Annotated in this window: 21 protein-coding genes and 2 pseudogenes; 18 read left to right on the top strand and 5 right to left on the bottom strand. The window is 32.0% G+C overall.

The window, feature by feature from the left end; all coding sequences use genetic code 11:
* Window positions 1–110 precede the first annotated feature (110 nt).
* The 3 genes and pseudogenes from ccrB to KA828_RS05265 all read right to left on the bottom strand — a co-directional run.
* Window positions 111–1,739, bottom strand: coding sequence for a cassette chromosome recombinase CcrB (ccrB, locus tag KA828_RS05255; RefSeq protein WP_100442605.1), 1,629 nt, complete (start codon window positions 1,737–1,739; stop codon window positions 111–113).
* Window positions 1,736–3,097: a cassette chromosome recombinase CcrA gene (gene ccrA / locus KA828_RS05260; RefSeq protein WP_070442253.1), complete on the bottom strand. Its 1,362-nt coding sequence runs from the start codon at window positions 3,095–3,097 to the stop codon at window positions 1,736–1,738. The genes ccrB and ccrA overlap by 4 nt, the downstream gene beginning before the upstream one ends.
* Window positions 3,098–3,283: 186 nt before the next feature.
* Window positions 3,284–3,913 (bottom strand): annotated as a pseudogene (locus tag KA828_RS05265) (cassette chromosome replicative helicase); the annotation flags it as partial.
* 8 nt (window positions 3,914–3,921) lie between these two features.
* On the opposite strand from KA828_RS05265, the pseudogene KA828_RS05270 reads away from it, so the two are divergent.
* A pseudogene (locus KA828_RS05270) lies at window positions 3,922–4,260 on the top strand (cassette chromosome recombinase CcrA); the annotation flags it as partial.
* A gap of 111 nt (window positions 4,261–4,371) precedes the next feature.
* Here KA828_RS05270 and KA828_RS05275 read toward each other — a convergent pair.
* Window positions 4,372–4,731, bottom strand: coding sequence for a ZIP family metal transporter (locus KA828_RS05275; RefSeq protein WP_017175149.1), 360 nt, complete (start codon window positions 4,729–4,731; stop codon window positions 4,372–4,374).
* A 206-nt stretch (window positions 4,732–4,937) separates the two neighbouring features.
* Between KA828_RS05275 and KA828_RS05280 the strand changes: the two genes are divergently transcribed.
* From KA828_RS05280 to KA828_RS05350, 15 genes are all read left to right on the top strand, one after another.
* A complete protein-coding gene (locus tag KA828_RS05280; RefSeq protein ID WP_000391495.1) occupies window positions 4,938–5,264 on the top strand; it encodes an ArsR/SmtB family transcription factor in 327 nt (108 codons plus the stop codon).
* Between the two features lie 329 nt (window positions 5,265–5,593).
* Window positions 5,594–7,519, top strand: coding sequence for a heavy metal translocating P-type ATPase (locus KA828_RS05285; protein WP_017175150.1), 1,926 nt, complete (start codon window positions 5,594–5,596; stop codon window positions 7,517–7,519).
* 1,049 nt (window positions 7,520–8,568) lie between these two features.
* Window positions 8,569–9,225 (top strand): hypothetical protein, encoded by a 657-nt coding sequence (locus KA828_RS05290; RefSeq protein ID WP_050958479.1) that lies wholly within the window; start codon window positions 8,569–8,571, stop codon window positions 9,223–9,225.
* A gap of 171 nt (window positions 9,226–9,396) precedes the next feature.
* Window positions 9,397–10,128, top strand: a complete 732-nt coding sequence (locus KA828_RS05295; RefSeq protein WP_210125631.1) for a Cthe_2314 family HEPN domain-containing protein — start codon at window positions 9,397–9,399, stop codon at window positions 10,126–10,128.
* A 79-nt stretch (window positions 10,129–10,207) separates the two neighbouring features.
* A complete protein-coding gene (locus KA828_RS05300; protein WP_210125633.1) occupies window positions 10,208–11,533 on the top strand; it encodes a DUF6038 family protein in 1,326 nt (441 codons plus the stop codon).
* Window positions 11,534–11,743: 210 nt separating this feature from the next.
* A complete protein-coding gene (locus KA828_RS05305) occupies window positions 11,744–12,844 on the top strand; it encodes a DNA polymerase (RefSeq protein WP_210125635.1) in 1,101 nt (366 codons plus the stop codon).
* The gene (locus KA828_RS05310; protein ID WP_210125637.1) at window positions 12,837–13,205 is read left to right on the top strand and encodes a hypothetical protein; all 369 of its coding nucleotides are present in this window, start codon (window positions 12,837–12,839) and stop codon (window positions 13,203–13,205) included. Before KA828_RS05305 ends, KA828_RS05310 begins: the two co-directional genes overlap by 8 nt.
* On the top strand, window positions 13,205–14,848 hold the full coding sequence (locus KA828_RS05315) for a DUF5906 domain-containing protein (protein WP_210125638.1): 1,644 nt from the start codon (window positions 13,205–13,207) through the stop codon (window positions 14,846–14,848). The genes KA828_RS05310 and KA828_RS05315 overlap by 1 nt, the downstream gene beginning before the upstream one ends.
* A 227-nt stretch (window positions 14,849–15,075) precedes the next feature.
* On the top strand, window positions 15,076–16,755 hold the full coding sequence (gene ccrC, locus KA828_RS05320; protein WP_210125640.1) for a cassette chromosome recombinase CcrC: 1,680 nt from the start codon (window positions 15,076–15,078) through the stop codon (window positions 16,753–16,755).
* Window positions 16,756–16,843: 88 nt separating this feature from the next.
* Window positions 16,844–17,182, top strand: a complete 339-nt coding sequence (locus KA828_RS05325) for an SAUGI family uracil-DNA glycosylase inhibitor (RefSeq protein ID WP_210125642.1) — start codon at window positions 16,844–16,846, stop codon at window positions 17,180–17,182.
* Between the two features lie 93 nt (window positions 17,183–17,275).
* Window positions 17,276–17,587 carry a DUF960 family protein gene (locus KA828_RS05330; RefSeq protein ID WP_210125644.1) on the top strand — a complete coding sequence of 104 codons (312 nt, stop codon included), beginning with the start codon at window positions 17,276–17,278 and terminating at the stop codon, window positions 17,585–17,587.
* 15 nt (window positions 17,588–17,602) lie between these two features.
* Entirely contained in the window at window positions 17,603–18,112 is a 510-nt protein-coding gene (locus KA828_RS05335; RefSeq protein WP_210125646.1) for a DUF1643 domain-containing protein, read from the top strand.
* Window positions 18,113–18,125: 13 nt separating this feature from the next.
* Window positions 18,126–18,347: a hypothetical protein gene (locus KA828_RS05340; protein ID WP_210125648.1), complete on the top strand. Its 222-nt coding sequence runs from the start codon at window positions 18,126–18,128 to the stop codon at window positions 18,345–18,347.
* 326 nt (window positions 18,348–18,673) lie between these two features.
* Complete coding sequence (locus KA828_RS05345; RefSeq protein WP_001159903.1) at window positions 18,674–18,910, top strand: hypothetical protein; 237 nt, start codon at window positions 18,674–18,676, stop codon at window positions 18,908–18,910.
* A gap of 6 nt (window positions 18,911–18,916) precedes the next feature.
* Entirely contained in the window at window positions 18,917–20,869 is a 1,953-nt protein-coding gene (locus tag KA828_RS05350) for a hypothetical protein (RefSeq protein ID WP_000163792.1), read from the top strand.
* Window positions 20,870–20,940: 71 nt separating this feature from the next.
* Here KA828_RS05350 and dfrG read toward each other — a convergent pair whose 3' ends face one another.
* A complete protein-coding gene (dfrG, locus tag KA828_RS05355; RefSeq protein WP_193838860.1) occupies window positions 20,941–21,438 on the bottom strand; it encodes a trimethoprim-resistant dihydrofolate reductase DfrG in 498 nt (165 codons plus the stop codon).
* A 395-nt stretch (window positions 21,439–21,833) separates the two neighbouring features.
* Here dfrG and KA828_RS05360 point away from each other — a divergent pair, with 395 nt between their 5' ends.
* Both KA828_RS05360 and KA828_RS05365 read left to right on the top strand, forming a co-directional pair.
* Window positions 21,834–22,463 carry a recombinase family protein gene (locus KA828_RS05360; protein ID WP_031588345.1) on the top strand — a complete coding sequence of 210 codons (630 nt, stop codon included), beginning with the start codon at window positions 21,834–21,836 and terminating at the stop codon, window positions 22,461–22,463.
* A 21-nt stretch (window positions 22,464–22,484) separates the two neighbouring features.
* On the top strand, window positions 22,485–23,015 hold the full coding sequence (locus KA828_RS05365; protein WP_210125650.1) for a hypothetical protein: 531 nt from the start codon (window positions 22,485–22,487) through the stop codon (window positions 23,013–23,015).
* Window positions 23,016–23,080 lie beyond the last annotated feature (65 nt).

Below are 23,080 nucleotides of genomic sequence, written 5' to 3' on the forward strand. Positions count from 1 at the left end.
TTATTTGTAATATTTAAAATTTAACAAATTAATTTTATCTAATTTTTATAATTGTATCTACTATATTTTTAATTATTTATTATTTCAGTTAACTTTTATACTCACTTCTTTTAATAAATAGTAAGATATAATGTTTGGGACAAAAATAAAGACGAAGTGCTAAGGAGCACTTCGTCAAGTGGATGATTATCAAATAGTTGTTTGATAATCTCATTATTCAGTTTGAGTGTAACGTAAAATTGCTTCTTACAATGCTCATCTTTTCTTATGTCAATGCGATCGATGACTGTTAGATATAGTGATTTCAATTGAGATTTCTCTAATTTGTCTATATCTTTGAATATTGTTTGTAGTATATTGGCAATCATATCAGCATCATAATGTGGAGCTTCCACTTGTTTATCTTGTTCTAGTTGATGGATTTGATTGTTTATTTGATTCAACTCATCTTGATAGCTAAGTATTGTTGGTTTCAACACACTATCTAAGTCAGGTGAGTCTTCGATCGTTTTCGTTAGTGTATGCATTTTGGCTTTGATTTCTTCACATTGTGACTGTTTATAAGCGATGTCATGATTCAAAGAAGAGACATCTATTTGACTTCTTTCATTTACTTTTTCAACCAATTGTTTCATTACCTTTTTACTTTTGATAATCTCCAATATTTGGTTCATAACATATTTTTCCAATATATCTGCTCTAACACTATTGGCTGAACAAACTTTAGAACCTTTGTTTCTAAAATTACTACATGAGTAATATCTGATTCTTTTCTTAGTGCCATCTTTTAATGTATTGGTTGTATTACTTGCCGCCATTGCTGCACCACATTTCGGACATTTTACAATGCCAGTCAGTAGGTTTGTCCCTTTACCATGGACTTGTGGTTTCTTGCGACTCTCCTGGCGTTTAAACTGTACTTTATCCCATAAGTTTCTATCAATAATAGGTGCATGCTTACCGTCAGCGATAATAGGTTCCTCATTGAGTCCTTTTCGTCTCTTATCGCTCCAGTGTCTATACTTCGCAAACTGTATTTTTCCAATGTAAAAAGGGTTTGAGATGATGTAGGTAATGGATGAAATACTAAACGGTTTACCTTTCTTAGTTACATAACCTTTGTGATTTAATGCATTCGCAATCTTACGATAACCATGACCTTTAGCGTATGACTCAAAAATATATTTAACAATATTTGCTTCATGTTGATTGATCATGAGCTCTTTTTTACTGTCAGGTACTTTATCATAGCCTAGAGGCAAATTACCTTGGTAATAACCTTCAATGGCACGTTGTCTTTGACCATTAAACACGTTTTCTACAATAACGTTTCTTTCAAATTCTGCGAAGCTCGCTAAGATTTGGAGCATCAATTTACCTGTGGAGCTCGCAATTTCTATTTTTTCAGTTAGACTAAAAAATTCAACATTAATCTCATACAATTCTTCGACAATATTTAATAAATCTGAGGTATTTCTAGCTAAACGAGTAGTATTATATACCATAATACCATCTAATTTACCTTCTTTAGCATCTTTTAACATACGTTGTAATTCAGGACGTTGTGTTGTTTTACCTGATATACCACGATCGGTATATTCATCAACGACTTCATAACCTTGAAATTGACAATACTCTGTAAGTTGATTTAATTGACCATGAATACTGTAACCATCCGTTTGCATTTCAGTTGATACACGTGCATATAATCCAATACGTTTCTTTTTGAGTTGTTTCATACGACTTCATTCCTTTCAGATATTATTAAGTGTGATTGTTCAACGATATTGAGTGGACTATTTTTAAAGTAGATTCCTTGTAATTGTTTAGTTTGAGTTATGTTGATGCAATCGATAAAAGGTGCTATGGTTTCTAATGTCAATTTATCTTTGATTATATGACGGATTGTTTTGGTAATTTGTTTATGTGAATAATTAGAGTAACGTTCTTCACTTTCAGAGCCAGCAGATAAATGTTTAAACGTCTCGATATCAATTTGATTTTGTGCTAGCTTTTCGATGAGTTGTTCTTGTGTTAGATGTGATTGTCTGTGTTTCATTTGTTGGCGTTTTAGAGCTTTTAGTATTGTCTCATTTAATTTGTCATGAAATGACTGATTGTTACAATATGCTTTACAAGTGTTGAGGACCTCTGTTTCAATCATTTGCGCATTGATACCTTTAAATGGACACGTATGATAAGCTTCATTCATATTTTTAGGACAGACATAGTAACGTAGAGAATGATGTTCTTTTTTTATTGTTAAGTTTGTTAATGTTGATTGACAGTAAGGACATTTAAGTAGCTTCTTTAATTTGTTTTCAGAAATGTGTTGTTTATGATGTTTATTCAAGCGACGTTGCTGTGCTTGTTCAAAGGTATCAATGTCGACAATAGAAGGTACTAAATCATTAAATGTTCCATACTTATTGATGACACGACCGCAATAGTTAGGGTTCAAGAGAATATTTCTAACTTGATAGGGCTTACGTGGAGTAAGCTTAGGATTGTTATCTAAATGTTGGGAAATTTTTTTGTAGCCTAGACCTTGTAAGTACCAGCGATAGACAGCTTTGACTGTATACGCTTCTTCTTCATGTACAACAAAATGACCTTGTCTATAACGATAGCCAAAAGGTGCATGAGTTGTGATTAGCTTACCTTGTTTGGCTTTTTCTCTTATCCCATTTCGTGTCTGTTCACTGATATTGTTTGATTCCATTTCCGCTAGACTCATAAGTATGTTCAAGCGAAAGCAATCAAACTCTTTAGACAAATCAAAATATCCATCGTTAACACTGATGATTGTGACGTGATGCTTTTTACAAATTTCAAAGAATTGTATGGCATTTTTCAAATTACGATGTAGTCGGTTCAAGCGATAGCAACACAATACTTTACATTTTCCGGACGTAATCATTTCTACCATCTTTTGATAACCCGACCGTTTCGTATTTCGACCGCTTCTCTTATCATCATAAAACGTCACATTAGGCCATCCATATTGCTTAGCAGTATTCAAAATGAGAGATTTCTGAGTCGCTAAACTTTGTTGTTTTAGTGTACTTTGACGTACGTAAGCAACGGCTTCTTCCATGTTATACACCTCCATAGAGATAATATATGTTTATGAATGAATTAGAATGAAAGGTCCAACGTGTTAAAAGCACGTTGGACCGCAATGATTAATTATCGTTCTGTAACTCTTCAATAACTAAATCAGCTAGTAATTCAATCAATTCATCCATTTTATCTACTCCTGTACGATTGCATCTTTAAGTTATTAAAAATCAATTAAATCATCATTCTGTTTTTTCCATGATTCAAGCATCTTTTTGTTATCCAAGTTAATTTTAGCTTTAATAGGTTCAGCATCTTTAGTTAGACCAAAAATAGATGCATATTCTGAATCTAGTTTTAAATGGTAAAAGACAAGTGACTGTTTCTTACCATAGTCATCTTTAACTGTTCGTTTTGTCGTAATTCGATCACGGTCAGATTCAATAAAACCTTTATCTCTTAGTGCATTCACGACATTGTTGACATCCTGAAAGTGCTGTTCTTTCAGCATATCTTTAAATACAGTCGCAATGATTTTGACTTCGATATAATCATCTTTTAAGGCAATTAGTCCATAATTCTCAATCATATTCTTTAACGCTGTGTCATCAGAAAACTTACCACGATTTTGTGCTACAAATTGCGTAACGACTTCAATCGCTTTATCTGCCAGTGATCGTTCAGAGACTGTATGAGTATGATAATCAATAAAGTAATCTTTTATTTTAGTGATATCAATATCTGTAGATAAAACATGACTAAGAATCTTGGCCGAAGTAGTGATAGCCGCATAGCGCTTAAACATACGAATACCAGTATTATTTGTTTCATCCTTCAATTTATCTTTAAACCAATGATGTAATTCAAAAACGGATCAAAAAACAAAGGGCCCTAGAAACTAGGAGCACACTTACACAAGAACAATTGATAGATAAATTAGCTAAAGGAGCCATCGATGCAGAAACGTTCAGAAAACAATCTCAATCGTTACTTCAACAATCAAAACCAACACTATCAATAAATGAGCAACAAATTCAAAAGTCTTTTGAAAATGTAATTCAACAACACTTCACGTTAAGCATGTTATACCGATATATTGATGAAATTCATATTTCTAAAAACAAAAGCCTTGTGGGAATCTATTTCAAAAATGAACCGCTAAACATTGTAAACCAAGCTACGCAATCATCGATTGCTTAATTAATGAAAGGATGAAAAATATGAAAGAAATGAAAAGAAAATCTGTAGGATGTTATGTTAGAGTTTCAATAATTTCTCAAGACATTGATAAATTTAGTATTAATGGTCAAATTACACAAATAAAGGAATATTGCCAACAGGGAAATTATGAATTGCTATACTGATAATTAAAAGTACCCCCGATCGAACGAAAATATCTTTTTGATGACTATTAGTGATAATTGTAATTTTATCCATTAATAGATGAATGGATTGGAATAATACTAAGCCTATTGCTATTCCACCGAGTAAAATTACCCACCCGCCTAATTCAATACTTTCCGGAATCATTTCAAAAAATAATAAGCCAATTATAAGGCCTGCACATAATGAATAAATAAAGCCATGACCACTTTGAAAACCTTCCATTATCCAAGCGAGTCCACCGCCAACACCAATTACAAGTGCGGAAGCTAACGCCCGATCATCCATACTGCACTCATCCCACTATTCTTAAAAAGGCTTTGTTTATTTTACTCTAAAAAATCAAAACAAAATATATGAATTCATATTAAATATTATTTGATTTTTTATTCAGATGGTTATATCATATATATGAACATATATTAATATATGTAGATAAATAGTGATTATTATATATAAGGTTTTGAATTGAAACCTAAAGTGAGGGAAGGATAATGGAAGAAAAAAAGGAATTAGAGGAAGTAAATAATAAGGATTTAGATGATGAAACATTATTTGTCGTATCGCAAACATTTAAAGCGTTAGGTGATCCTACGAGAATCCGGATTCTCCATTTGCTCTTTTATAAGGAGTATTCGGTAAACGGTATTGCTGAAACGCTACATCTTAGACAATCAACAGTTTCCCATCAATTGCGGTTCTTGAAAAATTTACGGTTAGTAAAATTCCGAAGGGAAGGCACAACATTGTTTTATTCCCATGATGATGAACATACTATGAATATGCTAAAACAGGCGATCGATCACGCCTGTCATCACTAGTATTCCGTAAACCAGTAATGAGTGTTAATAATAATTCACGTCATTAATATTGTTATATGATCATATAACAATATTATAGGCATATGAAAAGGGGGTTTTGCAATGGATATGGAAAACAAAAAAACAGAATGGAAAGCGTTGTATGATATCTCGAAGGAAAGTGAGATGGGTGTAGCAGAGAGGGTTAGTGAATACGGTTGATAAATTCATAGGATGTATTATTGGATACAAAAAGTTTGGATGTGGTCAATTAACGTCCTGGTTTAGTAAAGCTTACTGCGAATATATTGGAACCCGATATATCATATTTATTTAGAAAGGTGATAGAAATGAAAAATATTCAAGAGCAACAAGCACACGAAAGTCATAGCCACGATCATAGTCATGATCATGATCACGGAAAAATGCCAATTATTTCATATTTTATTGGCTTAGTGTTGGCTATAATTGGGCTTTTTTTAAGTGATGCAAATTTATTAATACAAAACATCTTATTTTCAATTGCCACAATCACAGCCGGCTACCATGTAATTATTCTCGAAGGAATTGGAGAGACAGTTGAAAATACTAAATTAAAGGGAAAATTCACTCCTAATTCTCATATTCTAATGGGATTAGCTGCAATCGGGGCTTCTCTGATAGGGAGTTTTTGGGAAGGAACCCTTTTGATACTTATTTTTTCCGGCGCTCATTTTCTTGAAGATTACGCTGAAGGAAGAAGTAAAAGAGAAATTACTAAGCTACTCGAAATGAACCCAACGACAGCTAAATTAATCCTACCTGATGGAAACACAAAAATTGTTGATGTCAGTGAATTAAAAGTTGGAGATCAACTCCAAGTGCTGAACGGTGATCAAGTTCCAATTGATGGGATTATTTTATCCGGTACTACCTCAATTGATGAATCTTCTATTAATGGAGAAAGTATACCGAAAGAGAAATCTAAGGGTGACGAAGTTTTTGGAAGTACGATTAATGGAACAGGTACTTTTACTATGGAAGTCACTAAGGAAAACAAGGATACTGTATTCTCTAAAATTTTACAATTAGTTAGTCAAAACCAAGATAATCAAACAAAAGCTGCCAGTATCATTCAAAAATTCGAGCCTAAATATGTTAATATAGTTTTAATCGCAATACCATTAGTAATGTTACTTGCTCCTTTTCTATTTGATTGGACATGGTCGCAAAGTGTTTACAGGGGATTAGTGATTTTAGTCGCAGCTTCACCGTGTGCTTTGGCAGCAGCTACTGTATCTGTAACATTGTCTACAACATCTAACCTAGCTAAAAAAGGCGTGCTTTCAAAAGGAAGTACTTACCTATCACAATTAGCGGATATAGATGCAATTGCCTTCGATAAAACAGGAACCCTTACGAACGGAGAACCTAAAGTAACAAATTACTATTTCACTCATTCTGTGAACGAAGAAAATATTATTGATATTATAGTCGCCCTTGAAAAGGAATCCAATCACCCACTCGCTAATGCTATTTTAGAAAAATTTGAAGTTAAAAATAAAATAGACATCGAAGTTACTAATCAAATTGGAAAAGGTCTGACAGGAGATTATAATGGAAAAAATTATCGTATTGGTAAGCCTACTTCTTTTGAAAGTGCTTCTGAAGAGTATACCCAGTTCAATCATGATTGGGCATCAGAAGGAAAGACGGTTGTATACGTAGCAGAAAATGAAGAAGTTATTGGGATTATAGCTCTAATGGATATTCCGAATGAGCATGCTAAAGAAACAATTAATTACTTTAAGAAACTTGGTATCCACACGACTTTAATTACTGGTGATTCGGAAATGACGGGAAAAGCTGTAGGCGAACAATTGGGAATAGACGAAGTTATCGCTAATGTAATGCCTGAAGATAAATCCAGAATTATAGAAGAACAAAAAGAAAAATTTGGAGTTACTGCCATGGTTGGAGATGGTGTGAACGATGCACCGGCCCTTGTTAATGCTGATGTTGGTATAGCTATGGGGGGCGGTACTGATGTGGCAGTAGAAGTATCTGATTTGGTTTTAATGCAGAACAATTTATCTAAATTAGTACAGTCTCATAAAATTTCCTCAAATATGGGTCGTGTTATTAGGCAAAATATTATTTTTTCAATGGCAGTTGTTGCCTTTTTAGTTGTCGTTAGTTTGTTAGGATTAACTGATATTACAATCAGTGTAATTGTTCATGAAGGAAGTACTTTAGTTGTTATACTAAATGGACTTCGATTATTAAGATCTAAATAATGAACGAATCGATTGACATGAATGAACTTTGAAGTGTGGATTCTACAATGTTCCCATAACATTGGACACTAAAAAACAGAGCAATCTAATAAAGATGTTATGAGTAAAAACAATGCCTTGCATACCGTTTTTATCATACGGGCGGTCAAATAAGCAATTAAAGAGCATGGGAAGCATAAAATCATAAACAGTGACTTAAGGCAGCCAGTTTACATTCAAAAGTTAAATTGACTGTATTAAAAGTTTCGAAACGATTAATATCCGTATGGGGGCAAGCGTCGAGCCAAAGATAATGCCAGGACAGAGCGTCTTTTTCCGTTCTTTTAAGTGGGAAAGGTTTTACCTTCTCTATGCCAAGACAGTCCCAGAGCTAAAAGAGCCAGTTGCTCTTTTTGGGCGTTTGTGAACGGTAATCGCAGGAAGGGGATTTTCCCAACCGCACCTGGTTTTCCATCACAATAAAGTTGGCGGCATTTGTTCTGATATTCTTGGGAATACTTACACTATGAATGGCCGTATTAAGTGATACAGGAGCTGCTATTATTGTAATACTGAATGCTCTCCGCCTTTTGAGGGTAAAAGAATAAAAGTAAGGATAACTAGGTAAAGCTGTTCAATCAAAAATTGAACAGCTTATTTTTCATCAAAATCAAAAACGTTTATTATAATACCTACACTTGTTCTGTTAAACGTACCGATTTTTTAACCTTATTGTATCAGTAATATCTTGAAACGAAGTAAGCGACTAAAATTTCTCTTTTATCATACTTTTATAAAAATACACTTTTAAGAACGGTTTGAAAATTTTTGAAATAGATCAAAATAATCTTCTGGTTAAAAAACCTGTAGATATGATTTCTCTCTTAAATTTTTGTTTGATTAGATTAGATCCTAATAAGACGCATTCAATATGTCTACACGTGAATTTAGTCTTTGAAAATGTAAGGACCATTATTATTATAAAAACCCCAGTATAAAACGATACGCAGAAGCGTATCATAAATAAAGCTAAAAAATAGGTTGTAAAAAATATAATATGAGGTGAATTAATGGAAAATAATATATGGACAGCATTGATAACTGGAGTAGTTTTATATGGCTCTAAAGAATGGATAAGGTTATACGTTGATACCAGAATTGCTAATACAAAGTTAAATTTAGAAACACTTTATCCAATTTATACAGAATGTTTTATTTCAGTTAAGAAAATGATAGGAGCGTACAGAACTCCATTTACACAAGAAGGAACTTTTGAAAGAGTTAATCAAGATTTATTAAAAGATTTAAATCAAGAATATCAAGATCTTTATTTGCAAAATATAAATTATAGAAAACTTTTAAGTCTGAAACAACATGTCAGACTGATGGAAGAGTTAAAACATGATTTTAATAATATTTTTAGCACTAACCAGGTATTTTTTGATTATGATTTTGTAGCCAAAACTATAGAATGTGTCCATGAATATGAAAGCGATTTAAGTTATTTGAATAATATGGTTGATTTTTGTGTGGATAATGAAGAAAACTTAAATTTTGAAAATATTTTCACTCATGAATATAAAAGAAAAGTGCTATATTATGAACGATATTTAGATTCATTTGAAGATCAATTTAGAAAACGATTTAAACTTGGTAGAGAAAGTAAAATAAGTATTATTAAAAGAAAGTGGAAACGCTTTTTAAATAAAATAAAAGGCAGATATTAAAAAACACTATAACTTCTTTGAGAAAAGTATGTGAAGGTGAAACCAAAGCTTAGCGTCCAGACAAATATATATAATATTAAATATACAAGTTAAGTAGCCTTAAATTATTAATATTTTGGTGTGTAAATTAGATTATAAATAGTAATATTGCACAAAAGGAGGTTTGCTATAATGACAAATATAATCCATCCGTTACAACATATTGAATCTGCTAACATGAATGATTTGCATGATCAGATCCCATTTAATTACTCTATATTAGAAAACTTATCCTTTGATTTTGAGAAAACTGATTCATTTTTTGATTTAACAAAAAGTCACGAAATCGAGTATTGGCAAAATATGTTATTTAATCGCATGAACCTTCTAATTCGAAATTATACATACATGTTATTCTACTATAATCAACGTATACCTGATGAAATTTGGTATAAGTCACCTGGTTCAAAAGGACAATCAGTTGAATTTTTTCCTAATTTTAAAGACGAAGACTTTACTAAACAATTTAATTTTAATTACTTTTCTGAATATTTCTTTTTTCAAGGGTTTAGCATATTTGAGTTACTGGGACATATTATAGTAAATATTTATGATATACAATTAAAAAGTCATGAAATTAGTTTTCATAAAGCAATAAATAAACTTAAAGATAAAGATTCATTAAAATTTTATGCACTAGATAAAATCCGTAATTCCCATGAGTTTGAAAATGCAGCTAAACATAGACACGACATTACCCATAATCAACATCCACAGTATATATCTTCAGGTATAACTAACTATGACAACGGTATGGTTACTGCGTGTATTGGTGATTTCACTACATCTCAAAAAGTTAAGGAAATAATGGATGGTATGCTAAAGTGTTTAGAGCAGTCGATAGAAATTTTAAATGGAAAGTAAATATTAATTTTTCTTGTTTAAAGATAAATAATATTAGTAAGGCGTTTAATATAAACAAAGTAAAAGGAAAGTTGAGATTATGACGAAAAATACTTTTAGAGAAAGAATTCAAAAAACATATACAAAAAAAGATCTTGAGAAAGCTTTAGGTCTTAAAAATAAAGCTCAATTACAGAAAAGAATTGATAAATTAGTTGATATTTATAAGGTTGATATGAAGAAATTCCAAAAAAATTCTGGCGAGAGCGAAAGAGCTGCATATAGTTTCAACGGTGTTGCTTTTGATATATTATGTGTCTTATTAAATAATATGACAGATGATAATATACCGAAAGCAATTACGGATAAAGATGTAAGGTTGAGAAAAGATGCGATAGGGCATATTGATATTACCCAATATGCGAATTTTATTAAAAATGTTAAGAATGACATAGATAAAATTGAATTTAAACCATTAAAGTTACATATACATGCACAAAAAGCATACCAAGATGTAAAAAAAGTGTTTGATTCAGGGAGTAAAATAAACAATAAGTTACAATTAGCTTCTGAAGTAATGAGTCAATTACCTATAGATAAACAAGTGGAATTAAGTGACAAAATTGCACTTGCTATACACGAAACTATTTATTCATCATTTTCAGAAAGCAAATATAATGAACGAATTAATGAACATCATCAAACGAGTGAAAGGTCAAGTCAGCATGATTTTCGATATAATTATTTTGTAAATCAATTAACAGATAATGTAATAACTGAAGGTATAGATGAAGAGAGAGCATTTATATATGATAGAGATGAACAATTAGATTGGTTATTGATTAATATATTAAATAAAGTTCAACGAGCTGCGGATGGATGGGGAATGAGAAATGCTAAACCGCATCATAGAACAAAAACATTTAGAGATATGGAGCATTATTTCCTTAGAGATGTATCGAAGATGATAGATAAAGAGCTTAACAAAAAGGAAAATTTAAATAAACAATCTAAAAAATATGACTTCGATAATAAGATAAAGGTCATTAATGACAATATTGAGTTTTTTAATGAAGATGAACAAATTAGAAAGCATTTACTAGAGTTACGTAAACGATTAGACTTTCATTCTGCAGCAGTATTAAATCAGAAAAGTCATTCATACATAGACAATGAAATGTTTCAATATTTTATGGATGATATGCAGCAAGTTGTAACATTGATAGACCGATACATTAATAAGACTGAACATTATAATGATATGAAAAATGGCTATATTAATGAATATAAATCATTTTATAATGCATATAATAATGAAATTGAAGTGACTAAGACGCACGAAAATAACATCCCAATGGCAATGTTAATGAAGCAATTTAAGAATCAACTGTTAAAAAGAAGGAATAACCGGAAAAGCTCTAATTGAAGTTAAGTAGAAAGTTGATTAATAATTTATAAGCTCAATCCCTCATATAAAGGGATTGAGCTTATTTGCTTGGTGGGAATTTTTTTGAATTTTTTTGCCACTTCATCAACGACCTCTATTTAGTATTAAGATTGTCTTGTCAAAACGTTTTGAACAAATTTTAAGTTGAAAGTGAGCGCGCCACTTTTAACTATAAAGGAGAAGATTTACATGGAGACAAGAGACAAACTGATGTCGTTGACTCAAAGTAACAAAACACAGCAGTGGTTAATGGACAAATCATCTAACCAAGATGACGTTCAACAATTGCAACAACAATTCAGTCAGCAGCTAGATCAACAATATAATGCACTTTTAGCTGATGAACAAGCTAAGTTAGACCAATACGTGGAAGTACATCAAGGATTGGAATCATTAAAGGAAGAGATTGAATCAGAACCTATTTCGCTTAATATCGATAAATTACCCGATATCAAAGCAACAATGCTTGAAAGAGCCAAGAATGATGAACATTCTGATAAGATCGAAAAGCTATTTGATAGGTTAGAACAGGCATTAAATGGTACGAATCGATTATATACGCAATTATCGTTGATTGGTACACGAACACATCGAATTACAACTAAAAATTTTAATCTTCAAGGCTTACCTAAAGCAGTACAACATACGATTTTACCTTCAAAATTTAAGAAGGTGTATACAGTCGATTTTAAATCGTTTGAACCATCAGTTGTAGCGTACATGACTCAAGATTCAAAACTGATTGACTTTTTAAATCAGAAAGACGGACTGTATGACACATTGCTAAGTGAATTAGACTTACCAGATGAGCTACGAGTATTTGTTAAACGTGCATTTATTGGTTCGTTTCTATTTGGTGGCAACTTCAATAGTCCTAAATTCAAGTTGAAACATTATGTAAGTGAAGTGCAATGGTTGGATGCGGTCAGCCAATTTACAAAAGTCATTGAACTTAAGAAACAAATCGAAGAGCATAAAACCATGCCTATGCCTTACGGCATTGAACATGATATGAGCGCATTTCAAGGTAGCAGTATTATGGCAATCTACGTACAAACTGTAGCGAGTTATATTTTCAAGCACATTCTGCTAAAAGTGTACAAAGCACAGTGTGATCAAAAAACGTTCAAGATTATAATACCGATACACGATGCGATTATGATTGAATGTGAAGATGAAGAAATTGCACAAAATGTGGGTCAGTTAATGAAATATACGGCTAACCAGTTGTTCAATGGTGAATTTGCACATGTGACAGTGGAAGAAATAGGAGGCGTAGACCATGAATAATGATAGAGGACAAAGCCTACACATCCCAAGTAGTACACCAATCAAAGAAAATAATATATATGTAGCTACGTTACATTCTGTGATCCAAACAGATTTCTCAGGTGAAATAAAGCACCAATTCACGTATGAAATTGAAGTGAACAATCAGATTGTATATGCGAATCGTAATATTCCAACAAAACCGAGCGCTAATCAGTTGTCAATTCATGATTGGCTTAAACGTCATAGCAACTATAACCTGAGTCATAAAACGTATGAACCTTACATTGACCGAAAGCATTTAATCCATATTGGTCAATATAATGGTAATTATTATGTACACGATGTAGCACCATTAAATGAAACTGGAGGCATATTATAATGACCAGTATATTCGAAATGTTAACTAAAATAATAAGTGTGGCTAAGGAGGCAATCGACCGTCAAGGTCTGATTGCTATCCTAACTATTCCTGTTAATAATGACAATGAAATAGAAGAAACGGCTCAAGGTGAAACCGTGTATAACGAACTTATCGATCAGTTACGACTTAACATCTCAAAAGATACGGACTATCGACCTAACATCTATAGCTATTTTGGTATTAAGAAGAATCCCAATGACACAGTACTCATGGAAATGATGATAAAGGTTTTTCATATCAAACGTTTTAATTCAGAACTGTTTGTTTTCAAAGATAACGGGTGGCAAAAGATAAATGGAGATGAATTACAAGACTTGATATCTAAAATGATACAAGTATTGCTTGTAGATTATAAGCCTTCACTAAGTACTCTAAGAAATGTCGTAGATGGATTGCAAAAATCAACAGATGTAGAAGAACTTGTTGAGAATGAGCACTATATTGGTTGTGGTGAAAATATGTTCGATCTTAATACGTTTCAAGTCGTTAAAAATTCAATCGATATTTTCCCAAAAACACGATTGAATTTATCATTAAGTACAAATGATGTAATTACTGATAAGATACCGCCTTATTTTAACCAATATATGTTACAACTTGCGAATTATGACCATGATTTACAATATTTTCTTTTCCAACATACAGCAGTATTACTTACAGCTAATACTAAATACCGTAGGGGTCTCATATTATACGGTGGAGCTAAGAATGGTAAATCTGTATATATTGAACTAGTTAAATCATTTTTCTATAGTAAAGATATTGTGTCTAAGGCACTTAATGAGCTTGAAGGTCGTTTTGACAAGGAAAGTTTAATTGACAAAAGTCTAATGGCAAGTCATGAAATTGGGCAATCTAGGATTCAAGAAAAGATTGTAAATGACTTCAAAAAGTTATTATCTGTAGAATCAATGCATGTTGATCGTAAAGGAAAAACTCAAGTGGAGGTCACTTTGGATTTGAAACTTGTTTTTGGTACAAATGCGGTACTTAATTTTCCTGCTGAACATGCGAAAGCTTTGGAGCGTCGAATTAATGTTATTCCATGTGAATATTATGTTGAAAAAGCGGACACTTCATTGATTGATAAGCTCCAGAGTGAGAAGAAAGAAATCTTTCTTTACTTGATGTATGTGTATCAACAGATTGTAAAAGCAGAAATCGAGTACCTTGAAAATAGTCGTGTCACTGAAATTACTCACGATTGGTTAAATTTTGGATATGAATTTGTTTCTAGTAAATCAGCAAGTATTGCAAATCAGAAAGCGTGTATTAATTTACTCAGAAAACTTATAGAAATCAAACCAGGATCACGAATCAAAGTATCCGAGTTAAATAAAGTTATTAATGAAGAAATAAAGGTGAGTTCTCAGGTTATTAATCAGTTAATTCAAGCAAACTTTGATACTCAAACCAAACTATACAATGGCTACGATTATTGGATTGATTTAGGTTGGAAAGAAGCCGATAAAAAAGAGATTCATGATATTTCGAAAAAAGATAATATTATTTCATTAGATAAAAATGAAAATATAACAGACGATGAGGCATTAGATGAAGAGAATTTGGATTTTGATTGGGAGGACTTTGACGATGAATAATGAACAAATTGAAGCATTTGTAGAAGTGCTTGTACCTATCATTGAAGAACGTCTCAATAAAGGTAAGTAAGGCTAATTACGTACTACAGGCAGTTGCCTGTAGTACTCATATGATTAAGTGGTAAAAGTGATAAAAATGAAACGAAATTATAAATATATATTATCTATATGATGTTACAAGACCAGTAGTCTGTAGCAATAATTTAATAAAAGGAGAGCGGTATGATATGAAGGGTAAAATTGCACTTTATTCACGTGTTAGTACGTCAGAGCAGTCGGAGCATGGGTACTCAATCCATGAACAAGAACAAGTGCTTATCAAAGAGGTTGTGAAAAACTATCCAGGTTATGACTATGAAACTTATATCGATTCTGGTATATCAGGTAAAAATATTGAAGGTCGACCAGCAATGAAACGTCTATTACAAGATGTTAAGGATAATAAAATCGAAATGGTATTAAGTTGGAAATTGAATCGTATTTCTCGCTCAATGAGAGACGTGTTTAATATTATTCATGAATTCAAAGAGCATGGCGTAGGGTATAAATCGATTTCTGAGAATATTGATACATCCAATGCCTCTGGGGAAGTGCTCGTGACTATGTTTGGATTAATAGGCTCTATAGAACGTTCAACGCTAATCAGCAATGTGAAAATGTCAATGAACGCAAAAGCACGTAGTGGAGAAGCAATCACAGGTAGAGTTTTAGGCTACAAATTATCATTTAATCCATTGACACAGAAAAACGATTTAGTCATAGAAGAAAATGAAGCTAACATTGTTCGAGAAATATTCGATTTGTATTTAAATCATAATAAAGGACTTAAGGCAATTACAACAATATTGAACAAAAAAGGATATCGTACCATCAAAAAAAATCCATTTTCGGTATTTGGTGTCAAATATATTCTGAACAACCCTGTTTATAAAGGTTTTGTTAGATTCAATAATCATCAAAACTGGTCAGTTCAACGAAGAAGTGGTAAAAGTGACGAAAATGATGTGATATTGGTCAAAGGGAAACATGAAGCCATTATAAGTGAAGAAGTATTTGATCAAGTTCATGAGAAATTAGCATCTAAAAGTTTTAAACCAGGCAGACCTATTGGCGGAGATTTTTACCTTCGTAGCCTTATTAAATGTCCAGAATGCGGTAATAATATGATATGTCGACGGACTTATTATAAAACCAAAAAGTCCAAAGAACGGACAATCAAGCGTTATTACATTTGTTCCTTATTCAATCGTTCCGGGAGTTCAGCATGTCACAGTAATTCCATCAATGCAGAAGTAGTCGAGCGTGTAATTAATGTTCATTTGAATCGTATTCTATCTCAACCAGATATTATCAAGCAGATTGCGTCAAATGTGATCGAAGAATTGAAACAAAAGCACAGTGGCCAACCAGAAATTAAATATGACATTGATAGTTTGGAAAAACAAAAAGCCAAGATTAAAACACAACAAGAACGATTGTTAGAATTGTTCTTAGATGATCAAATGGATAGCGAAATGTTAAAAGCTAAACAAAGTCAAATGAATCAACAGTTAGAAGTATTAGATCAACAAATTAAAGAAGCGCAACAAGCAAATCAATCACAGGATGAAATACCCAATTTTGATAAATTAAAAGGACGACTCACTTTGATGATAACACGATTCAGCGTGTACTTAAGAAAGGCTACACCCGAAGCTAAAAATCAACTTATGAAAGTGTTAATTGATTCAATTGAAATTACGACAGATAAACAAGTAAAACTTGTAAGGTATAAAATTGACGAAAGTCTTATCCCACAATCCATTAAAAAGGATTGTGGGAATTTTTTTATGCCTAAATTTAACTTTGTGATAAATGTCACAAATGAAAATAGGATTGAAAATTTATCACTTTTACCACTTTTTTAGAGTGACAAAAGTGAAGGAATTTTGAAATATTTTATAAATATATATTTTATTTATGGAGTACACATTATTAATTAAGGAGGTCATTATAATGACGCTAAGCAAACAACTTAAAACGTATATTACTGAACGATTTAAATTAAATCATCAAGAAACTTGGGCTTGTGAAACCGTAGACGCGGTGGCAGAAGATGTATTACCTGAAAAACATATTAAAAATAGTCCACTCGAACATAAAATATTGAACACATTTACTTATTATAACGATGAATTACATGAAATCAGTATTTATCCTTTCTTATGCTATTTAGATAAGGAATTAATAGCAATAGGTTATTTAGATAATTTTGATTTAGACTTTATATTTTTAAATGACACTCATCAAATTATTATTGATGAACGCTACTTGTTACAAAAAGGGGGCGAGTAATTATGAACTGGATCAAGGTTGCTCAACTATCTGTTACAGTCATTAACGAAGTGATTGACATCATGAAAGAAAAGCAGAATGGAGGAAAATAGTATGAACATCAATCGATACATCACAAGAGGCATTAGTGAACACCTATCTCTAGAGCTTCAAATATTACTTTGGAATATGGTGAAAGAAAGAGATAATCAACCCTATACAGATTACCTACACATCTTTAGACTGCAAGAAGATGAAAATATACTCACAATCACACATGAACAAGAACAACCCGCATACAAATTGGAATATCACTATACAAACTATATAAAAAATCAAAATGCATTACCTAAGAAAGTCTACGTCATCCGAGAAGATGATGTAGACGCTTTTTATTATGTGATGCTTTTGCCAGAAGAATACTAAAGGAAGTGACGATATATGAATACAATCAAAAGTACGATACACACAGAAGCGATATTTAGCGATGATGAACAACATCGCTACTTACTCAAAAAGACATGGGATGAAAAGAAACCCGCTTGTACAGTGATAACGATGTATCCTCATTTAGATGGTGTATTATCACTCGATCTCACAACTGTTCTTATCCTCAATCAATTAGCTAATTCTGAGCAATATGGCGCTGTTTATCTCGTTAATCTTTTCTCTAATATTAAAACACCTATGAGTATAAAGCATCTCAAAGATAAAGAACCTTACGATAAACACACGGACATACATTTAATGAAAGCAATTAGTGAAAGTGACACAGTGATTCTAGCTTATGGTGCTTATGCGAAACGACCTGTTGTCGTCGAACGTGTTGAGCAAGTGATGGAAATGTTAAAACCTCATAAAAAGAAAGTAAAAAAGCTCATTAATCCAGCAACGAATGACATTATGCATCCGCTTAATCCTAAAGCACGTCAAAAATGGACATTGAAATAAAGGAGGATTATCTATGAACCATAACACTACACAATCAGATTGGCGAACGGTTGCTAGTTGCTTAGCAGCGCAAGATTACGTTTCAATAGTGAAAGGTTTAGTACATCATTTTACAGCGATTGAAGATGAAGAAATACTAGATAAAATCTATGAAGATTTTATGAATGATGACTCTATCACAACACTACTTAATAATGATCTTCAAGATATCATTAATTACTATTTATCAAAATAATAATACTATTTATTTTGAATAATTAAGAGCCTCCTTTACTATAAAGTAAAGAAGGCTCTACATGGTTTTAAAGGTAATATACTAATAATTAAGTAGTTCAGTTTTGGAGTACAAAAAGTGAAAATGTAAACCTAAATGAGTATCAAATTGCAACTGAATTTGATACTCGTTTTTTATTGTTAAATCAACGTTTGTTGTTAATTTACACCACAAAATGTAAGTTAAAATGTATATAAAAATGCGAACGTGAAATAATTATTGTAGGAATGCAAATTGGTGTGTTAAAATGGTTACAATTTACTAAGCAAAAAGGGGTGCATTTTCCTATGCAATTTCTTGAGCCAAAAAATAAGAACGCTAAGTCTGTGGATTGGGAAATATCAGAGCAAGTAAGGGTGATAGTTAAGCAATACGCTGAATATGCAGAGCGTACTGAAAGCGAAGCAGTGGATGAATTCTTATTGAACATTTTAGACGATAAGAAGTTTATTGAATGGATTGCCAACAAGCGAAGTAATAAGCGGATTGTTGAAAAAATGGGTATCAAAGATAGAGTGGGTTGATAGACAATGACCAAGCTTAAAAGATTAGCCACGAAGGAAGATGAAATTGTAGATGTTAAAATTCCGATTTCAAACGAAGAATTAAAAGATAGGGCTAAACAATATGATTTATTAACTCCAAAACGATTTGCAACAAGGTATAACAAAATGTTGTTCTTGCCAACGTCTTTTAAATGGAACGGTTCTGAATATCCCATTCAATATAATTACTGCATCAATCCGTTTTGTTGTAATTTTGGGAAAGAACAGCACAAATTCAAAGATGTAAAAGGGAAACCAAGTCGATATAAAATGACTGGTAGTTCCAAAGATAAAGGTCATAAAGGTATGTACTGCAATGACAATCCTATTGGCAGAGGTGTATCGCAAAACTGTACAGTAACCCCTTTATCTAATTGGTCTGTTGTTGAAGAAATTAAACGCCTTATAGAAATCAATAGCATCCAAGATGTTGAGCCAGATTATCAATTTCATAAAGAAGGCTGCTCGGAAGAAGAATCAACCCCATTCAATGAGCCGAAGCAATTTTACAAAAGGGGGAAAAGTAGGGGCAAATCTCAACGCTATCAATGTAAGGCGTGTAAGAAGTTCACTAATGTTCTACCAAAAAGAGAAGAAACCACTACTTATCACCAACAAAAGAACACCATTCTTCCAATGTTCGCTAAGATGGTTGTTGGAAGGGTTTCAGTCAGTCGTACTTGTGATATTTTAGGAATTGGAGTTGGAACCTACTATCATAAGCTGGAGTGGCTGTATAGGCGTTGTTTGGAGTTTTTAGAACGATATGAGACACAACCCCTTCAAACAAAGAAATTTAACGAGATGTGGCTTAATACGGACAAGATGCACTACTACCTAAATAACGTCCGTAAGAAAGGACAAGGTTCAAAGAAATATACGGGGTTTGAAGACCTTAATATGCAAACGTATATAGTTGTATCTGCTGAGGTCTTATCAAGATATGTGTTCCGTTCTGATGTTGCCTATGATTGGAATATTTCAATGGATGAATTAAATGAAGATACAAGAAAATTCAAAGAAGACCATCTCAATACTTTTAGTCGTAAAAATGATAGGTTAGATTGGTCTTATTATCCACAAGAACCATCCGCTAACGATAGCGAAAATAGGAATGCTTATCTTCACGAATTAGGGAAAATTACTAATAGGAGTAGATTTGTCGATGGTTTAAATGTTGATGCTCCTTATACTACAACTGCTCACTATTGGTTAATTAAACAAATGGTTAATGCCGACGAATGGCGAATGATTAGTGATGATGACTTCTCTATTAGAAACGCCTTTTATAGAGTATTCACGAAAGAATTAAGGTTGAGCGATGCACATCATTTTATTTGCCAAGTTAACAAGACGAAAAGCAGAAAACAATGCTTAAAAGAATTCGGACAAGCAAAAGCAGAACTGCTCGATTGGGGAGATATCAGAGGATTCAAAACAAAGTTTCTACGGACTTTGGCATCTCATTATCTAACTGAATTACTAACAAGTCATCAATTCCACGAAGAGGCTATTAGTAAAGATGGAGAAAGATATCGCAAATATGCCGATAACCCTATCAAACATCCATTAGCCACTAAGGATAAAGGATTTTATTCAGTTGATTGTAGAACGGATTTATCTGCTCTGGAACCAAACGAAATCGCAAAGATGCTATTAAATGTTAATGACCATTCGACCAATAGCTTTATTCAACAGATAAGACGTTATATATCATCTCTTGAAAGACCATTAACAACAGCTCGTGGTGATAAGAAGAGCTATATTTACGCTAACTTCAATCCGAAGTATGCTCAATTTGCGATTACAATTCTAAGAACTTACTACAACTTTTGTCGCCCTTTTAAATCAGCGGATAAAAAGGTTTTGACACCTGCTCAAAGATTAGGGATTACAGATAAACAATTTGATTGGAAAGATATAATTTATTTCAAATGACAAAAAGAGCTTGGAGTAATCCCAAGCTCTTGTGCTTTATCTTTACTGTTCTTCTTCAATTAACGCACCCGTTAACTCAATAAGTTTTTTCTTTCATATACATGAAAATAGTAGTTATACGGATTTTTAACATTCTTTATCCCTTTTTGGGCAAATACCTCATTCCATTCCTCATAATTCACTTCTGGAAAAAAAGTATCTCCTTCGAATTCATGATGTATTTTTGTGATGTACATTTTCTCAACATAAGGGAAAAACAAATTATAAATCTGTTCTCCTCCGAAAATAAAAATTTCTTCTTCGTTTTTACATAACTCAAAAACATCTTCTATTGAATGAACAATTTCACAACCATTAAAGGTAAACCCCTTATCTCTCGTCAGAATAATATTTCTTCTGTCAGGTAAGGCTCTTCCGATTGATTCAAGGTTCTTCCTACCTAATATTATCGGATGTCCCTTTGTAGTATTTTTAACATATTCCCAGTCCTTGGGAATCCTCCAAGGAATGTCATTCTCTTTGCCAATCACTCTATTCTTATCCATCGCAGCAATCAAAGAAACTTTCATTTATAACACAGCCTTTTTAACTAATTTACCATCTAATTTCTTATTTCTATCAAAAAACCTTTTCTCATTATCCTGCCCGTTAGTTGAATAAGCAATTTTTTCTATAAGTTATATTATCATAATACCACAAAATCACAAATTTTCATTCAATTATCATTTTCAATTGCATTTTATAAATCATTTTGTATGTAATTTGGTATGTAAGTTAAAATGAAAAAAGTAGTCCATTTTGAAGTACATTTTGTCATTTTGTACTCCAAAACTGAACTACTTAATCTTATTTAAAGTGCGTTGCTTTTTTCTCATTTATAAGGTTAAATAATTCTCATATATCAAGCAAAGTGACATAAGGTTTAAATTGTATGATTAGGGTGTAACAAAAAGGTGGTGAGATTTTGAAAATTGGTTATGCCCGAGTATCATCTAAAAATCAGAATTTAGATAGACAAATTGAAGTACTGAAAGCAAATGGTGCAGAAAAAATATTTACTGAAAAACAATCAGGAAAAAATATTAAAGAAAGACCAGTATTTCAAGAAGTAATGAATTTTGTACGAGAAGAAGATACTTTAATAGTCGATGCATTAGATAGGCTAGGCAGAAATTATGATGAAGTAATTAAAACAGTAGATTTTCTTAAAGAAAAAAATGTTAGATTAATAATTACAAGCCTACCAATGATGAATGAAATTATCGGTAATGAATTGTTAGATAAATTCTTAAAAAATTTAATTATTCAATTACTGGCAATGATTTCAGAACAAGAACGAAATGATAGCAGACGTAGACAGGCTGATGGAATAGCTGTTGCAAAATCTAAAGGTATATATAAAGGGCGACCCAAATTATATAGTCCTATTGCTAAAGACCCACATAAACAGGCAGTATATTATCGTGTTGTTAGTTTTTTAGATCAAGGTATGGCAATTAGTAAAATTGCTAAAAAAGTAGGATTATCAAGACAAACCATATATAGAATAAAAAAAGATTATCAAAGTGGAATATATAAAGATATAGATAATTAATTTATTATGGAGGTAATCGTTATGAGTAAATCAGGAGATTTCAGAGAGTACCCTAAAATTTTAAAAATAGAGAATGATGGAAGAATCATTGCTTTAGATAAACATGGTAGAGTAAACAGTCAATTTTATACAAACACAATAACTGATGAAGATTCGATAAAAGTTTTCGGTTTGAAATTTAAATTATTATATCATGATTATGTTAATGATAATTTAAGTAGAGTTGAAAAAAATAAAGATTCATATAATGAAAATATATCAACAAGAAATCGACCGGAAGATTACTATAATGAACGTGATTTTAGACGTGATTTAGAACAGCAGCAAGAGAACACTAAAGCTAAAAGAAAAAATAAATGGTTAGTAGCAGTCATTGTAGTATTATTGATTGGTTTAGTAATATTGTTGTTTAAATCATGTAGCAATGGAAATGAGCAACAACCTACAGATAATAATGATACATCACAAGAACAAATTGATAATGGCCAATCAAAGGAGGTAATAGCTATTTTAGCTATTACCTCCTTTGATAAAGTCCGTATAATTGTGTAAAAGTAAAAAGGCCATATAACAGTCCTTTTACGGTACAATGTTTTTAACGACAAAAACATACCCAG

It is taken from the genome of Staphylococcus sp. GDY8P85P, from assembly GCF_017892405.1.
Classification (GTDB): Bacteria; Bacillota; Bacilli; order Staphylococcales; family Staphylococcaceae; genus Staphylococcus; species Staphylococcus borealis.

What these genes read in the sequence shown, in the direction of transcription:
- ccrB (WP_100442605.1), bottom strand. Translation starts at nt 1,739, where the DNA reads ATGAAACAACTCAAAAAGAAACGTATTGGATTATATGCACGTGTATCA.
- ccrA (WP_070442253.1), bottom strand. Translation starts at nt 3,097, where the DNA reads ATGGAAGAAGCCGTTGCTTACGTACGTCAAAGTACACTAAAACAACAA.
- KA828_RS05275 (WP_017175149.1), bottom strand. Translation starts at nt 4,731, where the DNA reads ATGGATGATCGGGCGTTAGCTTCCGCACTTGTAATTGGTGTTGGCGGT.
- KA828_RS05280 (WP_000391495.1), top strand. Translation starts at nt 4,938, where the DNA reads ATGGAAGAAAAAAAGGAATTAGAGGAAGTAAATAATAAGGATTTAGAT.
- KA828_RS05285 (WP_017175150.1), top strand. Translation starts at nt 5,594, where the DNA reads ATGAAAAATATTCAAGAGCAACAAGCACACGAAAGTCATAGCCACGAT.
- KA828_RS05290 (WP_050958479.1), top strand. Translation starts at nt 8,569, where the DNA reads ATGGAAAATAATATATGGACAGCATTGATAACTGGAGTAGTTTTATAT.
- KA828_RS05295 (WP_210125631.1), top strand. Translation starts at nt 9,397, where the DNA reads ATGACAAATATAATCCATCCGTTACAACATATTGAATCTGCTAACATG.
- KA828_RS05300 (WP_210125633.1), top strand. Translation starts at nt 10,208, where the DNA reads ATGACGAAAAATACTTTTAGAGAAAGAATTCAAAAAACATATACAAAA.
- KA828_RS05305 (WP_210125635.1), top strand. Translation starts at nt 11,744, where the DNA reads ATGGAGACAAGAGACAAACTGATGTCGTTGACTCAAAGTAACAAAACA.
- KA828_RS05310 (WP_210125637.1), top strand. Translation starts at nt 12,837, where the DNA reads ATGAATAATGATAGAGGACAAAGCCTACACATCCCAAGTAGTACACCA.
- KA828_RS05315 (WP_210125638.1), top strand. Translation starts at nt 13,205, where the DNA reads ATGACCAGTATATTCGAAATGTTAACTAAAATAATAAGTGTGGCTAAG.
- ccrC (WP_210125640.1), top strand. Translation starts at nt 15,076, where the DNA reads ATGAAGGGTAAAATTGCACTTTATTCACGTGTTAGTACGTCAGAGCAG.
- KA828_RS05325 (WP_210125642.1), top strand. Translation starts at nt 16,844, where the DNA reads ATGACGCTAAGCAAACAACTTAAAACGTATATTACTGAACGATTTAAA.
- KA828_RS05330 (WP_210125644.1), top strand. Translation starts at nt 17,276, where the DNA reads ATGAACATCAATCGATACATCACAAGAGGCATTAGTGAACACCTATCT.
- KA828_RS05335 (WP_210125646.1), top strand. Translation starts at nt 17,603, where the DNA reads ATGAATACAATCAAAAGTACGATACACACAGAAGCGATATTTAGCGAT.
- KA828_RS05340 (WP_210125648.1), top strand. Translation starts at nt 18,126, where the DNA reads ATGAACCATAACACTACACAATCAGATTGGCGAACGGTTGCTAGTTGC.
- KA828_RS05345 (WP_001159903.1), top strand. Translation starts at nt 18,674, where the DNA reads ATGCAATTTCTTGAGCCAAAAAATAAGAACGCTAAGTCTGTGGATTGG.
- KA828_RS05350 (WP_000163792.1), top strand. Translation starts at nt 18,917, where the DNA reads ATGACCAAGCTTAAAAGATTAGCCACGAAGGAAGATGAAATTGTAGAT.
- dfrG (WP_193838860.1), bottom strand. Translation starts at nt 21,438, where the DNA reads ATGAAAGTTTCTTTGATTGCTGCGATGGATAAGAATAGAGTGATTGGC.
- KA828_RS05365 (WP_210125650.1), top strand. Translation starts at nt 22,485, where the DNA reads ATGAGTAAATCAGGAGATTTCAGAGAGTACCCTAAAATTTTAAAAATA.